Here is a 13,133-nt window from a genome sequence, read left to right on the forward strand (position 1 = left end):
CAGCTGCTCCTCGGTGAGGCGGGCATCCTCGCGCCTACCCGGCCCGACGAAAGCGAAAAGGGGGGCCCGGCGGGGGCGGCCGTGCGTGGGCCTCACACAGGGTCACCCCGTCCCCGGCCCGCAGCCGGGTCGGGCGACCGGGGCTACGCTCCTGGTCCACCTCAGCAGCCGGTCGGTGGTCCAGGTGGTGATCACACGCTCCGGCCCGATCCCGGCGGCCTCCGCGCGCTCGCACCCGTACGCCTGCCAGTCCAGTTGGCCCGGGGCATGGGCGTCGGTGTCGACGGCGAACAGGCAGCCGGCCGCGACGGCCGTCCGTAGCAGCGCGCCGGGCGGATCACGCCGCTCGGGGCGGCAGTTGATCTCCACGGCGGTATTGCCGGCGACGCAGGCCTCGAAGACGGCATCGGCGTCGAAGGCCGAAGCCGGCCGGTTGCGGCCGGTCACCAGCCGGCCGGTGCAGTGACCAAGGACATCCACGAGGGGGTTGCACACCGCCGCGAGCAGGCGCCGGGTCATCGGGCCGGCCTCCATACGCAGCTTGGAGTGCACGGAGGCCACCACCACGTCCAGCTCATCGAGCAGGTCGTCCTCCTGGTCGAGCCCGCCGTCGTCCAGGATGTCGCACTCAATGCCGGTGAGCAGACGGAACGGCGCGAACTCGGCGTTGACCGCGGCCACCGCCTCGAGTTGCTCACGGAGCCGCTCGGGGCTGAGCCCTCGGGCGACGGTCAGACGCGGCGAGTGGTCCGTGAGGACGGCCCAGTTGTGACCCACGCCTTGCGCAGCCCGCGCCATCTCCTCAATCGGGCTGCCCCCGTCGGACCAGTCGGAGTGAAGGTGGCAGTCACCCCGCTGCGCCGCGCGCAGGCGGGTACCGCCGGCCGTGAGCGGTCCGGCCCGCTCCTCCAGCCGGGCGAGGTATCCGGGCACTTCGCCGGCGTGGGCCTCGGCGATCACCCTCGCGGTGACCGGACCCACCCCGCTGAGCCTCGCGGCGGCCGCGGCGGTGAGCGGCTCGCCGTCGGCGCCCCCGGTCTGTTCCCGGACGGCCACGGCGGCGCGCCGGAAGGCACGGACCTTGAAGGTCGAGGCCTGCTCGCGCTCCAGGAGGAACGCGATGCGCTCCAGCGCCTCGACCGGGTCCATACGAGAAGTCTCACAAGCGCGGCGGGCCGCCGCACCCGCGCGGCCGGGAGCCAGTCGCGGAATCCGGCACGGCACCACCTGGCCGCCGAAGCGCGCGCGGGTGCCAATCACGGCCCGCGCCGTGACCGGCGCCACACCCGTTCCTGATCCGGCCGGCCGGATCAGGAACGGCTGTGGTCGCTCGGCGCCGATGCCTCGCCTCACGGGCGCTGCCTCTCGTTGTGCGTTGCTTCCGATCGGGTGAGGCGAGGGCGCCGCGGTGCGCACCGGACGCGATGCGGGGGATCACTGCCCGGCGGGCCGGGTCCCCGGCCTGGACGGAACCTGTGAGAGGCGGACCTGCGATGGGGCACGGCGGCAACGTGATCGACGAGCTGATGACCGACCACCGGGAGGTGGAGGAGATGTTCGGCCGGCTCCAGGCCATGACCAGCCAGGGCCAGGCACTGCGTGACCTGGTCGACGAGGTCACGATCGAGCTGGTGAGGCACTCCGTCGCCGAGGAGCAGCACCTCTACCCGGCGGTCCGCGAGCACATCCAGGGCGGCGACCGGCTCGCGGACAAGGAGATCGCCGACCACAGCCGGGTCGAGAAGATCCTCAAGGAACTGGAGAAGACGCGGACCGACGACCCGCAGATGAGCCCGCTGCTGCAGCAGCTCATGGACGAGGTCGCCGCCCACGTCCAGGACGAGGAGAGCAGCCTGTTCCCGATGCTGCGCCGGGCCTGTACCGCCGAGCAGCTGGACGACCTCGGGGACAAGGTGCGACGGGCCAAGGCCATGGCGCCCACCCGCCCGCACCCCTCCGCGCCCGACAGCCCCACGGCCAGCAAGCTGCTCGCGCCGGGTGTCGGCCTGGTGGACCGGGCCCGCGACTTCGTCACCGGCCGCGGCGAATCCTGACCCCACCTCCTGGCACCAGCGGGCGACTCGGCGCCCGGGTGCCGGACCGCAACGCCAGGTCCGGCACCCGGAGCCGATCGGGCGGGCGTGACGCGGCTCATGCCGCCGCAGGCGGGCAGCTGCCTACACTGGCCGGCCACGAGCGGGGCAACGCGGCCCCGCACTGACAGCTCGCGCCCCGAACACAGCCGGACACAGGCGAGCACCATCCCGAGGGACCGATCGCCGTGCCCGACCTCACACCCGTCATAGCCGCCTGCACCCGCTGGCTCCTGAACGCCTACCCGCCCCCCGCGGGCGCCCTGAGCCGCGCGCTCGCCGAGGCACAGGCCCGCCAGGCCGCCACCCTGGCCGCCGTCCTGCGCCACCCCACCGCCCTGGACGTCCAGCTCCTGGACCTTCTCGGCCCCGGCGGAGCCGACCGGCTGGACCACCTCACCGGCCACGACCCCCACCCCGACGACAGCGCCTGGCGCACCTGGGTCGACGAGACCGTCGTCAGCTGGGCCGCCTGCCTGCTCGCCGAGCCAGCCCTCGCCGCCCACGCCCTCGCCACGACCGAGCACCACACCGAAACCGGTGCCCTCCACCGCCTCACCCACCCCAACACCCACGACACCCAGGCAACACCCCTGCTACGCCACCCCGACCTGCTGGGGCCCGTCGCAAGCCTGCACCGCACCAGTCTCATGGAGCGATTGGCCGTGGAGGGCGCAGAGATGGCGTGACGCCGCAGGCCGCAAGGCCCGGCGCCCTTGTCGCGGGCGCGCCCGACCCCGCGCTCCCCGCGGGGAGCGTGTCACCTGCCTGTTTGTGGCCAGGGCTTGCGACGTCGCTGCGGCCCTGCGCGCGCCGCGTCGTGTGCCCGGCGCTGGGACAGCCCGCACAGGCCTGAGGTGGTTGTCGGCGGGGCGTCGGGGGGTAGGCGAACAGTGCCGGGTTTCGGGGGTTGATCGGCCGAGGGTGATGGCGCGTGGCCGGAGGTGTCGACGGTGCTGAGTTTGCGCGAACAGTTGATCTTGGAGGAGCTGGAGTCGGACTTCGCTGGGGACCGGTCCTGGTGCCGGTGGGGGCGGGCGGTGCGGGTGCGGCTGGTGGGTGTGTGGCGGCTGCGGTGGGTGCTGTGTTCCGTCTTGTTGGTGCTGGCGGGGACGGTGGGCCTGTCGGTGTGCGTGGTGCTGGACCGGGTCGGATGGGGTGTGCTCGCGGGCGCCGCTGGGTGGAGCGCGGCGGCTGGTGCCGTGGCCAGGCAGTTCCGGCCGACCGAGGATGCGCCGCGAGCGCGGTAGGCAGCGATGGCGTGATCGCTCCGCAGTCGCCGGAGCTCGCCGAGGTGCTCGCGGAACCGTTCAGCTCCGCCCGTTGCAAACCGCACTGCCACCCCGACGGCAGGACGCTCGGGGCCCCGCCGTTCTTGACCGTCAGCCGGGGGACCGGCCGTCCCGGGCGGCGTGACAGCGTCGGCGCGGATGAGGGTGTATCGATCCTTCGGTGGGGGCTAGGAGCAGAGCGCCGCGCGCGCTCGCGGCGCCGGTGGAGTCGGCGTAGAACGGGACCATGGACGAGGAGAAGACGTCGTGGCATCCCGGTGAGATCGTTCCCGCCAGCGGCATCTACGAATGCGACTGCGGCGCCGGACACCACTGGAGCACCGACGTGAAGGGACATCGGTTCCCGCCCCTGCCGGCCGGCTGTCCTGGCGCATCCTGGTCACTGATGACCCAGGCACACCCGGACGCCTGACCCTGCGCTTGACGTTCTCGGCCGGCTCTGTGGCCTGGGCCCCGCTGCCACCGAGGCGGCCGGGAGCTGACATTGCGCCCTTGCCGAGGGAGTGTTCGGCGGGGTCAGGGTGCGGGCCGCGGCCTCGCGCTTCGGTGCGGTCCCGGGCCGGGCGCCCCTGCCTCGCGCTCTCACCACGGTCGCGTTCGCCGGGCGGCTGCGCGCGTTGACGGGTTGGGCGGGCGCTCTGGTGCGGGTGCGGGAGCTGGTGCTCGCGAACGACGGTCCCATCGTGAAAAGCATCCTGCGTGCCCGGTGGGTGACGTTGTCGGCGGTCCTGGCCGACCTGGCGGCGCCTGACTTCCCGCCGTTGCCGTTCGTGCGCCCTGAGCTGCTCGGGGTGGAGCCCGCCGCGGGCCGATTCGGGCTGCGGGTGCTGCCCGGCGGGGCCGGGGGTGACCGCCTGGACTTTCGGCACGGCCCGGACGAGGAGGTCGGCGAGGCGCAGGACAACGCCAACACGCCACCGCGCTGCTGGCGTGCGCGCTGGTGCCGGCCGGCTCGGCCGGGGCGATGGAGTTGTGGACACCGGAGCTGACGGGGGCGTTGTCCATGCAGACCCCGCTGCCGGAGACGGGGCCCGCCGCGGAGGGGGCGGTCACGGAGGCGGAGGACGGTTGGCCGGCAGCGGGGCCGGAGTGGGGCCGCCGGCGCTGCGGGCAGTGGACTCGCGCGGGCGCAGCGTGCTCGCCAAGCGGTACCTGCATGCCTACCTCTACGCGGCGGCCCGGGCCCCCGCGGCCACTGCCGCGACCCCGCGGGAGCAGGCCGCGGCCGTGCTGGCGCAGTGGAGCCGGGAACAGGAGCCGTCGTAGTCGTGCGGCGCCCACCGCCGGCCGCGGGCGCCGGCTGCCCGGCGCTGCTTCGCGCGATGTCCTCAGCCCTGGCCGGGTGGGGGCGCGGTCGTAGCCTGGAGGGATCGGAACCGATCGCCAGGTGGTGTGTTCCATGGCTGGTACGCGTGATCTGCGGATGCTTCTCGACAGTGCGGAGCCGGCGTCCGGTGACAAGCTCCACCTGCCGGACCCGTTGGTGCGCAGGGCGCTGTCCGTGGTGGCCTCCTACGCCCGCGATCCTGAGGACTGCCGCCTGCTTCTGCAGGTTCTGGGACTGATGCCCGACGAGGAACAGGGGCAGGACCCGTCCGACGGCGACGCAGAGACAGACGCGGATACGGTGCCGGCGCCTTCGCCCTCGGACGGTGCCGCTGGTTCCCCGGAACGGCGCCGCCTTCGTCCGTGATCTGTGGGGCGGCCAGGTCGTTGAACGCTGTGTACGTCCGGACCACGTCGCACACTCATTCCGTCCTGCGAACGCCACCTCCCCCGTGGGTGTCCGCAGGACGGAGCCGTCTGCGCCCGGTGCAGGGGCGGCCCGGACGTCGAGGCGGCCCCATCGCTGTCCGGGGCCCGGTTCAGGGGTTGCGGTCGTGCCGGAGCGTGGGTGGGATGAGGTTGAAGAAGTAGGCGAGGGCAAGGGGCGCGGCTTCTGGGTCGCGCGGCCGGGCGTCGAAGCATTTCCAGCTGCAGTACCCGACCGGGTTCCACTCGGCCAGCCCGCCGCACTCTTCGCAGACCATCACTGGGTGCGGTGCCTGCTCCGCGTGTTCCTGGACCATCGTCCTCACCTGCCCGGACTCAGTCTCGCCGGGTCGCCCGGCTCTGGGCTGGTACCCGGCCCGGCGCGGGTGACACAGCGCCGCCCGGCCCCCTTTCACCTGCGGTCAGAGGTTCTTCTCGTAGTTGGCGAGGGCGAGGCCGAGGCCGAAGAAGGTGGGGGCCCATTCGCCGACGTAGATGCCCCAGCGGTCGGCGCGCTCCACGCCCTGGCCCTTCTCGACCTTCATGGACGTCGCCCAGGTGATGACGGACAGGCCGATGGAGGCGAACGCGGCGGCGTAGGCGTGTTCGCTGCGGATCCCGGAGTCGTGAAGCTTCTTGACGATCAACGTCTTCTCCCGTGCTCGTGTGCGGTGGGGGCGCGGTGGGGCGCCCCTGGGCCGAGCCTGCGGCCGTGCGGCGCTGCGTGCATTCCCGGTGCGGATCGCGGGTGAGCACGGTGGGTGACGGCCGTGCGGGGGATCGGGGGCTGCAGGGCGGCGTGGCGCCGCGGGCGGGGATGCGGCTGTGTCTTCAACTGGTGGGGCAGGCCCCTGGTGGGCCCCAAGGGGGCGGGAACAGGCCCGTGACCGCACCCCTGGGTCCGCCGGGGTCGGCGTCGTCGGGCGCGGCCGTGACTCGCTCCGCGGCCGGGCCCGGGACACGGCACCGAGCCCCCGCAGGAGGGGCCGGCGCCGCTCCCCGGCGATGTCCGGTCCACGAGGCTGTGCCTGCTCCTCGCCGTCGAGGCCGCCGTAGACGGCGGCGTTCCGGGTGGAGACCACCCGGGGATGTGGGCCGTCCTTCGCGCCCTCGGGCGTCCGATCGCCTGCGCCGCCGGCCCGGTCAGTTCCTCTGCCGGTCGCCGCGTGCGTCGTCGTCGGTGTCGTGGGGCAGGGTGTCGATCTCCTCGCGCAGCACCTCGGTGAGCCAGTTTGCGACGTCGGCCGGCATCCGGACGGTGCGCCGCTCACTGGGCCCGTCTCCGATCGTCACCCGGACCCCGCTGCCCGTTCCTGGGACGGCGACCCGCCTGATGAGGTCCTCCAGGGCGTCGGCGAGGTCGCCCGCCGCGGCGTCGTCGTTGCTGTTCACGGGGCCAGCCTAGAAGTGATGGAGCGAGGGGAGGGCTGCACCGCGCCAGCGGGGCCCGCCCAGCCGCCGCTCGGAGCGCGGTGACCGCCGGCCGGGGGATCGAACGGTGTGGTGCGGCGTGGCGTGGCCGGCGAGGTGGGGGGTCTGCTTTGACTGGTGGTGCAGGTCCCAGCGGCGGCCTGAGGGTGCGGGGCCGGGCTGATCGACCCGGCCCCGCACAATCCGCCTGACCCTCGGGTGCCGGGACCGGCGTCACCGGCCGCGGCCGATCCCGCGACCGTGCCCCAACGCCGACGGTTGAGCCCCTTACGGGAGGGGCGGCGCCGGCGAGTCTCCCCCGGAGTGAGTCCGAGCCGGTCCCCGCTCGTGCTCAGGCCGCGGCGGCCAGGTGCGTTGCCGTCGGGAGGGACTGCGGTCAGGATCGCCTGTATGGACACGGAGCGGCCGCTGGGGCCCGACGCGCACTACCTGACGATGACGGCCGAGGCCTACGGGTGGGAGACGCTCTGGGGCGGGGAGGGGCTGGCCATGCGCCGTGGGCCGTGGACGTTGCGGGCGCAGTTCGCGCCCTCGGGTGCCTTCGTCATCGCGGTGGGGTGCGGCCCGGACGGGCCGCTGGGGCAGATGTCGATGCCGCAGGCCCTGGAGATCCTGGAGACCCGCGGGGCCCCACTGCCCCGCCCCTGAAGCGCCGGGCACCAGACCAGCAGCCCGCCGCACCGCCCGCCCGCCCGCCTGTCCGGCCCGCCCGGACAGCGCGTCATCGGGCCGGTTCTAGCCTGGAGGAAGGCAGCGGTACAGCGCGTCCGTCCACCTGCCCGGCCGGACGGACGACGGGCGAGCCTCGGCAGCGGGCGCTGCCGAGGCCCTGCCCGTCCGGGCCCGGCGGGCGCCGGGGAGGTTGCGGGTGCGCAACACAGGAGTTCGCCGTGCCGGTGGTTCCGGTGCTGCCCGCTGCACCAACCTCACCCCTTCGCCCGGACCGCCCCGCCGCGCCGCCAGCACGCCACTTCCTCACCGGCCCGGTGGCCGACCGTCGCCCTGAGGGCCGTTAGGCAGGCCCGGTCCTGACAAGTACGGTTGTCCGATGCACACATCCAACAGGGGAACCCAGCGGTGACCGCCGACGCGGCGGTCCCGTTCACCGCCACCGTCCGGGAGAGCGTCGCCGGACCCGTGGTGGAAGTCGCGGGCGAACTCGACTACGAAAGCGCCCCGCGGCTGCGGGGCGTGCTGCGCCGTGTCCTGGCGGTGCGGCCCACCCCGACGGTGCTGGTGATCGACCTCGGGGCCGTGACGTTCTGCGACTCCGCCGGCCTCAACGCCCTGCTGCAGACCCGCTTGGACGCCGAGCGCCAGGAGACGGCGGTCCACCTGGCCCGCCCGACCGACATCGTGACGCGGGTGCTGGAGATCACCGGCGCCGCTCAGCTCTTCCCCGTCGACCCGGACATCCCCGCCGGACCACACACCGGAGCCGGCTGACCCGCCGACAGCGGCCCGCGCCACCGAAGGCCGCGGCCGGGGCGCGGTGGCGTCGGCCTCCTGGTCAAGCCTGGAACCGCCCACCCCCGCCCAGTGACGGAGCGCGGGAACGCCCGGCGCCGCCGGTTGAAGGGGCGCGGCTCGGGTAGGCGGCGGGTGGCGGTTTCCGTGCCCATGGAGCCCTCCTCAGGTCCCGGGTTGCAGGCGCACCCGGGACCTGGCCGCACCCGGGATCGGGCCATGAGGCCCGACCTGCCCCCTGCCGCTGAGACGACGGCGTGAGCGCCTGGTCACGACCACACCCGGCCCACCGTCGCGCCGCCCGGCGCCCCGAAGGCGTGACGGGCCCGTGAAGGTCTCCCCGGCCCTGTGGGCAGCCCTCCGCCCGCGCCGTACGGTGGATTGGTCTGCCCGACGACCGCCGACGCGCAGCACCAGGCACGCCGCGGTCGCCGACGACAAGGCGACACAAGGAGAGCGCGTGCAACCCACCACGGAACCGGCCTTCACCACCACCGTTCACACCGCCACCACCGGCCCGGTCATCGAGGCCACCGGCGAACTCGACCTCGACGGCGCCCCCACCCTGCACGCCGTGCTGCGCCGCGCGCTCACGACCGCCCCGCCGCGATCCGACCTGGTGATCGACCTCGCCGGCGTCACCTTCTGCGACTCCTCCGGCCTCAACGCCCTGCTGCGCGCCCGCATCGAGACCGGCCGGGCGGGCCTGACCCTCCACCTGGCCCGCCCCGCCCACGCGGTGGCGAGGCTGCTGGAGATCACCGGCGCTGACAAGGTCTTCCCCATCGACCCGGGCGTCCCGTTCGTGCCGCACACCCGGGCCGGCTGACCACCGGCAACCGCCGGCGCCCCCGCAGCCGCGGCCGGAACGCGGCGGCGGGGAGGGAGTTGAGCTGGAAGACTGACGGGATGTCTGATCGTCGTGCCCGCCACGCCGCACCGACATCCGTAGGGGGTTTCCGTCACGGCCGACAGGTCGCCATGCTGACCCGGCGGGTGACGTGAAGGCGGTGCGCGCCACGGGCAACGGTGTGCGGCGCGCACCGCCCGCCGATTCTCCCAGAGGCCCGTTGGCCCCCGCGCCGCCCGCCGGCCGGGCCGTTCCGGACAATGCTGTGCCTCGTCCGGGACGTCTCCCGGACGGGGCACACTGGGTCCTGCGGCGCCACAACGTGGTCACGGACCTGAAGCGCCGGCTGAACAACAACGGTGCCGGCACCAGGGTGGAGATCTACCCGGTCGACCAGGCCGGCGTCCTGGAGTCCCGCCGCCGCGACATCTCCCACCGGGCGATCAACGTGCGCGGGGCCTGGGACGACAAGGTCGACGCCTGGGACAAGGGCCCCAACGACCCGTCCGCGGCCGAGATGCTGGACGTGATCTGGGACGAGGTCATCACCGACCTGGGCTCCGACTACGACGCCTACTCCTACGTCACCCACATCGGCTTCGCCGCCTGAACCACCCCACGGCACGAACAAGTTGGCCCCGAAGGGACAGTTCCCTCCGGGGCCAACCCACGAACGGGGCAGCTGGCCACCCGTTCGGATGGCCGCGCATGAGTACGCGTACTCATGCGCGGTGCCTGACCGGACGGCATCCTGTCCGCATGACTGCCCCTGGACCCCGCCGGCCGAGTCGCGCGGGCGACATCGCGATTGTATTCCTCCTGGTATGCACCGAGATCCCCCTCACCCTGATCGGCTGGTACGCCGCCAGCTTCAACTACATGGGACAGCAACAAGGCCACACCCAGCGCGAGGCCATCACCATGGTCGCCACCATCCTGTCCCTGTTCCTGGCAGCATCAGCCGTCACCGCCACCGCGCTGCGCCGGCCCGTCACCGCCACTGTCCAAGGACTGCTGCTGGGAGTGCTTCTCCTCGGCTGCGTCGCCGCACTCACCCGCTGAGAAGCCAAGTTGGCCCCGGAGAGATTGTTCTCTCCGGGGCCATCCTGCGTTTCGGGTCCCGTGTCAGCGGCGGCCGCGGGCCTCCGCGCCGCCGAGTACATCCCACGTGGAGTCGCCCACCACGCCCCAGGTCGAGTCGGGCACCGCGCCCCACCTGGAGTCCCCCGGGGCGGGCCACGGCCCGCCACGCGGGCCTGCGGCGGGGCAGCCGGGAGATGGTCACCGGCATGGGGCGGCCTCCCGGCCGCACCCACCGCTACCGGGCCCGCTCCACCGGGCAGACCTCGGCGAGCAGGTCGAGCAGGTACTCCGTCACCTGCTCCGCCTCCCCGGCCCGCACCCACGTGTACACGGCCGTGCGCGTCTGCGCGTCGACCCGCTGCAGGACGTACCCGTCCACCAGGCCGCCGGCTCCCGGGCGCGGGCGGGCCAGGATCTGCCGGGGGCGGCCCTCCTCCTCGGCCAGGACCTCGACGTCCTCGGCGTCCGGGCAGTCCCGGAGCTGGTACACCCACTGCGTTCGCATGCCGATCATTCTTCTCCTCGGATGACGGCTGCTCGCCCGCGACAGCCTGCATTCACCGGTCTGCCGCAGGGTCTGAGACCGGGAGCACCAAGTGGGCCGCCGCGCAGCGCGCGGCCGCGCCGGCCGCGCGCTGCGCGGGGTGGCCGGTGGCCGGTGGCGTCTGCGGCAGGTGCCCGCCGGGACCCGGGACGCACAGCCTTGGGCCGTCGTCCGGGGTACCGAGCGCTGCCTCCCGCCGGGGGACCCGGGCCGGGGCGGGTCAGTGGGTGGTGGGGGCGGGGGTGTGCAGGCGGGGCAGAAGGTCGCGTAGGGCGTAGAGGTCGTCGATGGTGGCCTGTTCGGCGAGTCGGGCCAGGAGGCGGCGCAGGACGTGGTCGTCGTGGTCGTGGACGGCTTCGGCGATGCCGCGCAGGACGGGTTCCAGTTCGGGTCTGACGCTCATCGTCGCTCCTGTTCCGCCAAGGTCGGGGTCTGTTCGGTGGGCGTGTGCCCGTCCGGGGGTGGTGGTATGCGGGGCCGCCGGGAGGGGGGAAGTCATCGCCCTCCCGACGGCGCTCGGGGGCCGCCGGGAGGGTGAGGCTCTCCGGTGGCGCTGGGGAAACGCGGGGGCCGTCGGGAGGGGGGAGATGGTGAGGCCCTCCCGGCGGCGCTGAGGAAATGCCGGAGCAGCCGGGTCAGCGGTCGTCGAGTCCCGGCATGGGGCGGCGGCTCTGGCGTTCGCCGGTGCCGGTGCCACGGCGGGTGGTGTCGCGGTGGGTGGTGTCGCGGTCGCGGGCGGCGGAGGCGGCCGTGAGGGCGAGCAGGGTGGCGATGACGCCGGTGATGAGATTGCTGGTGATGGAGCGGGTATGGGCGACGTCGCCGGCGACGACCCAGGGGGCGACGCAGGTCCAGATGCCGAGGGCGGCTGCGGCCCAGGCCATGGAGTGGGTGCGCTCGTAGGAGTTGCCGAGGCCGCCGAGCAGCAGCGCGAAGGCGATTCCGGCGATCAGGTTGTTGACGGCCAGGGTGGTGAAGCCGTTGAAGCCGGCTATCCAGGGGGACGCCGCCAGGTAGAGACCGGTGAGGAGGGCCAGGGCCTCGACCATCTGGGCCCGTGGGGTGGCGGCGGCGCGGTCGTGCCGGGCGCGCAGCTCCATCAGGTCCGGGTGCTCCTCGATGGGCGGGCGGCGGTGGGTTGACGCCATGATGACCTCCGAAAAGGGGTGCTTACGCAGCGCTTACCCATAAACCTGGCATAAACCGATAAATAGGTCGGCTTTTGCTCGTGGACGGGGTCCGCCGGCGCCGGAGCGCCGCGGGCGAACCCCGCACCCCAGCAGGCGACGGTCGGTGCTTGGCGATGGCCATGCCCAGGAAGAGGCCGACGACCAGGGCCACGGAGCCCACCGCCATCACGGACCAGGTCCCGGGGTGCGTGGCGGCGAAGGTCGAGTTCATGCCCGCCTGGGTCGCCGCCTGCGTGGCCTGCGCCCCGGCAAAAGAGGTTGGCCTCCTGCACGGCCAGCGCCGTCTCCAGGCCGTGAACCTTGCTCTCCGGCTCTGGTGTCTCCACGATCATGCTCCTCCCGTGACGCTGTGCCGACCGGTTCGGCGCCGCTGTGAGCCGCCACTCGTTCCCGCGCTGCGGGCTCCCGTCCCGCCTTCCGCCGCCGTCCACTCGTTCGCCCCGCCCAGACACCCCGTCGTCCTCGCCGGCTTGCCGATCCGCCGGCATGGATACGGTGCTGCGGGTGAGCCCGAACCCCGTCGCGACCAGCAGGGCGGCGGAGGCCGCACCGTAGGGGTGAGGCCGCACCGGGGCTCGCCGTGCTCAGTGCCTCGGGGAGGCCGTCGGAAAGGGCGCAGCAGCACGGAAGTAGGCGGGCTGCCCAGGTGCGGTCCGGAGGATACGTGGGTGCGCCCTCGCCCGGCCCAACGCCCGTCCGTCGGCCGGGCCGCTATCCAGCAGTGACCCCGCAATCGACGAGTCGAGCCGCAGGGCCGCCGCGCGCCGCGGTCCGGGCGGCCGTGCCGAACCTGGGCGGGACGTCGCGGGCGGCGGCACCGGGTTGATCCGTGTGGTGCGACGAGCGGGCGGTTGCGATGCCGCCCGCGAAGACCTGGGCTTTCCCACCATGCCGTCGATCCGGTCAGGGGTCCGAGGCGCGGCGGCGCCTGGGCCGCCGACACCCTCCGAGCGGCACAGCCTCCTGGGAAGTGCTTTCGTTCCAGCGGTGCAAACGCCGTGACTCGGAACTGGCGTCACCATCGCAACCGGCTGCGCGGATTGGCGGCTGTGGCGCCGGGCCTTGGGATTGTCCTGGTTCGGTTCAGTAGTAGTGGCGGCGTCCGCCGACCTCGTGGCCGACCGCGCCCATGACCAACAGGATGAGGCCGATGACGACCAGGACGATGCCGATGGTCCAGAGGAAGGGAAGGCTGGTGAGGAATCCGATGACGAGGAGGATGATTCCGAGGATGATCACGGTGATCTCCGATGTGGGCCCCCGGCTGTGTGGGTTCTCCGTCGGTGCGGAGGTGATGCTTCGCTTTCTGATTTCCGTTTCGGCTGTGAGGAATTGGGTGTTGTGCCGTTTCGTCCCTGCCCGTGGCGCTCCTGCGGGAGGGGCCGCTACGGCTGCGGGGCGAGGGTGGCGGTGAGGCCGCTCAGGAGGATG

The 13,133-nt window shown here is 73.5% G+C and carries 19 protein-coding genes; 11 read left to right on the top strand and 8 right to left on the bottom strand.

Going from position 1 to position 13,133, the window contains the following annotated elements; all coding sequences use genetic code 11:
* Nucleotides 1-102: 102 nt before the first annotated feature.
* On the bottom strand, nt 103-1,149 hold the full coding sequence (locus IE329_RS30030) for a PHP domain-containing protein (RefSeq protein ID WP_190214146.1): 1,047 nt from the start codon (nt 1,147-1,149) through the stop codon (nt 103-105).
* A 344-nt stretch (nt 1,150-1,493) separates the two neighbouring features.
* Here IE329_RS30030 and IE329_RS30035 point away from each other — a divergent pair, with 344 nt between their 5' ends.
* The 6 genes from IE329_RS30035 (at nt 1,494) to IE329_RS30060 (ending at nt 5,078) form a co-directional block, all read left to right on the top strand.
* Nucleotides 1,494-2,054: a hemerythrin domain-containing protein gene (locus IE329_RS30035; RefSeq protein ID WP_190214167.1), complete on the top strand. Its 561-nt coding sequence runs from the start codon at nt 1,494-1,496 to the stop codon at nt 2,052-2,054.
* A 227-nt stretch (nt 2,055-2,281) separates the two neighbouring features.
* Nucleotides 2,282-2,782: a hypothetical protein gene (locus IE329_RS30040; protein ID WP_190214147.1), complete on the top strand. Its 501-nt coding sequence runs from the start codon at nt 2,282-2,284 to the stop codon at nt 2,780-2,782.
* Nucleotides 2,783-3,611: 829 nt separating this feature from the next.
* A complete protein-coding gene (locus tag IE329_RS30045; protein ID WP_190214148.1) occupies nt 3,612-3,797 on the top strand; it encodes a hypothetical protein in 186 nt (61 codons plus the stop codon).
* Between the two features lie 247 nt (nt 3,798-4,044).
* The gene (locus IE329_RS30050; protein WP_190214149.1) at nt 4,045-4,374 is read left to right on the top strand and encodes a hypothetical protein; all 330 of its coding nucleotides are present in this window, start codon (nt 4,045-4,047) and stop codon (nt 4,372-4,374) included.
* Between the two features lie 124 nt (nt 4,375-4,498).
* The gene (locus IE329_RS30055) at nt 4,499-4,651 is read left to right on the top strand and encodes a hypothetical protein (RefSeq protein ID WP_190214150.1); all 153 of its coding nucleotides are present in this window, start codon (nt 4,499-4,501) and stop codon (nt 4,649-4,651) included.
* A gap of 133 nt (nt 4,652-4,784) precedes the next feature.
* The gene (locus IE329_RS30060; RefSeq protein WP_190214151.1) at nt 4,785-5,078 is read left to right on the top strand and encodes a hypothetical protein; all 294 of its coding nucleotides are present in this window, start codon (nt 4,785-4,787) and stop codon (nt 5,076-5,078) included.
* Nucleotides 5,079-5,250: 172 nt separating this feature from the next.
* Here the strand turns inward: IE329_RS30060 and IE329_RS30065 are convergent, their stop codons facing one another.
* The 3 genes from IE329_RS30065 to IE329_RS30075 form a co-directional block, all read right to left on the bottom strand.
* A complete protein-coding gene (locus tag IE329_RS30065; protein ID WP_190214152.1) occupies nt 5,251-5,454 on the bottom strand; it encodes a hypothetical protein in 204 nt (67 codons plus the stop codon).
* 105 nt (nt 5,455-5,559) lie between these two features.
* On the bottom strand, nt 5,560-5,784 hold the full coding sequence (locus IE329_RS30070; RefSeq protein WP_190214153.1) for a hypothetical protein: 225 nt from the start codon (nt 5,782-5,784) through the stop codon (nt 5,560-5,562).
* Between the two features lie 496 nt (nt 5,785-6,280).
* The gene (locus tag IE329_RS30075; RefSeq protein ID WP_190214154.1) at nt 6,281-6,529 is read right to left on the bottom strand and encodes a hypothetical protein; all 249 of its coding nucleotides are present in this window, start codon (nt 6,527-6,529) and stop codon (nt 6,281-6,283) included.
* Between the two features lie 429 nt (nt 6,530-6,958).
* Here IE329_RS30075 and IE329_RS30080 point away from each other — a divergent pair, with 429 nt between their 5' ends.
* The 5 genes from IE329_RS30080 (at nt 6,959) to IE329_RS30100 (ending at nt 9,947) form a co-directional block, all read left to right on the top strand.
* The gene (locus IE329_RS30080; protein ID WP_190214155.1) at nt 6,959-7,216 is read left to right on the top strand and encodes a hypothetical protein; all 258 of its coding nucleotides are present in this window, start codon (nt 6,959-6,961) and stop codon (nt 7,214-7,216) included.
* Between the two features lie 429 nt (nt 7,217-7,645).
* Complete coding sequence (locus IE329_RS30085) at nt 7,646-8,014, top strand: STAS domain-containing protein (protein WP_190214156.1); 369 nt, start codon at nt 7,646-7,648, stop codon at nt 8,012-8,014.
* Between the two features lie 481 nt (nt 8,015-8,495).
* Nucleotides 8,496-8,864, top strand: a complete 369-nt coding sequence (locus tag IE329_RS30090; RefSeq protein WP_190214157.1) for an STAS domain-containing protein — start codon at nt 8,496-8,498, stop codon at nt 8,862-8,864.
* Between the two features lie 343 nt (nt 8,865-9,207).
* Nucleotides 9,208-9,495 (top strand): hypothetical protein, encoded by a 288-nt coding sequence (locus IE329_RS30095; RefSeq protein WP_190214158.1) that lies wholly within the window; start codon nt 9,208-9,210, stop codon nt 9,493-9,495.
* Between the two features lie 149 nt (nt 9,496-9,644).
* Nucleotides 9,645-9,947: a hypothetical protein gene (locus IE329_RS30100; protein ID WP_190214159.1), complete on the top strand. Its 303-nt coding sequence runs from the start codon at nt 9,645-9,647 to the stop codon at nt 9,945-9,947.
* 256 nt (nt 9,948-10,203) lie between these two features.
* Here the strand turns inward: IE329_RS30100 and IE329_RS30105 are convergent, their stop codons facing one another.
* From IE329_RS30105 to IE329_RS30120, 4 genes are all read right to left on the bottom strand, one after another.
* Complete coding sequence (locus tag IE329_RS30105; protein WP_190214160.1) at nt 10,204-10,473, bottom strand: hypothetical protein; 270 nt, start codon at nt 10,471-10,473, stop codon at nt 10,204-10,206.
* Nucleotides 10,474-10,732: 259 nt separating this feature from the next.
* Complete coding sequence (locus IE329_RS41665) at nt 10,733-10,915, bottom strand: hypothetical protein (protein WP_190214161.1); 183 nt, start codon at nt 10,913-10,915, stop codon at nt 10,733-10,735.
* A gap of 232 nt (nt 10,916-11,147) precedes the next feature.
* Entirely contained in the window at nt 11,148-11,660 is a 513-nt protein-coding gene (locus IE329_RS30115; protein WP_190214162.1) for an SPW repeat protein, read from the bottom strand.
* A 1,125-nt stretch (nt 11,661-12,785) separates the two neighbouring features.
* On the bottom strand, nt 12,786-12,941 hold the full coding sequence (locus IE329_RS30120; RefSeq protein ID WP_190214163.1) for a DUF6131 family protein: 156 nt from the start codon (nt 12,939-12,941) through the stop codon (nt 12,786-12,788).
* Nucleotides 12,942-13,133 lie beyond the last annotated feature (192 nt).

The sequence above is a fragment of the Kitasatospora indigofera genome (genome assembly GCF_014655955.1).
GTDB lineage: Bacteria > Actinomycetota > Actinomycetes > Streptomycetales > Streptomycetaceae > Kitasatospora > Kitasatospora indigofera.

What these genes read in the sequence shown, in the direction of transcription:
- IE329_RS30030 (WP_190214146.1), bottom strand. Translation starts at nt 1,149, where the DNA reads ATGGACCCGGTCGAGGCGCTGGAGCGCATCGCGTTCCTCCTGGAGCGC.
- IE329_RS30035 (WP_190214167.1), top strand. Translation starts at nt 1,494, where the DNA reads ATGGGGCACGGCGGCAACGTGATCGACGAGCTGATGACCGACCACCGG.
- IE329_RS30045 (WP_190214148.1), top strand. Translation starts at nt 3,612, where the DNA reads ATGGACGAGGAGAAGACGTCGTGGCATCCCGGTGAGATCGTTCCCGCC.
- IE329_RS30060 (WP_190214151.1), top strand. Translation starts at nt 4,785, where the DNA reads ATGGCTGGTACGCGTGATCTGCGGATGCTTCTCGACAGTGCGGAGCCG.
- IE329_RS30065 (WP_190214152.1), bottom strand. Translation starts at nt 5,454, where the DNA reads ATGGTCCAGGAACACGCGGAGCAGGCACCGCACCCAGTGATGGTCTGC.
- IE329_RS30080 (WP_190214155.1), top strand. Translation starts at nt 6,959, where the DNA reads ATGGACACGGAGCGGCCGCTGGGGCCCGACGCGCACTACCTGACGATG.
- IE329_RS30100 (WP_190214159.1), top strand. Translation starts at nt 9,645, where the DNA reads ATGACTGCCCCTGGACCCCGCCGGCCGAGTCGCGCGGGCGACATCGCG.
- IE329_RS30105 (WP_190214160.1), bottom strand. Translation starts at nt 10,473, where the DNA reads ATGCGAACGCAGTGGGTGTACCAGCTCCGGGACTGCCCGGACGCCGAG.
- IE329_RS41665 (WP_190214161.1), bottom strand. Translation starts at nt 10,915, where the DNA reads ATGAGCGTCAGACCCGAACTGGAACCCGTCCTGCGCGGCATCGCCGAA.
- IE329_RS30115 (WP_190214162.1), bottom strand. Translation starts at nt 11,660, where the DNA reads ATGGCGTCAACCCACCGCCGCCCGCCCATCGAGGAGCACCCGGACCTG.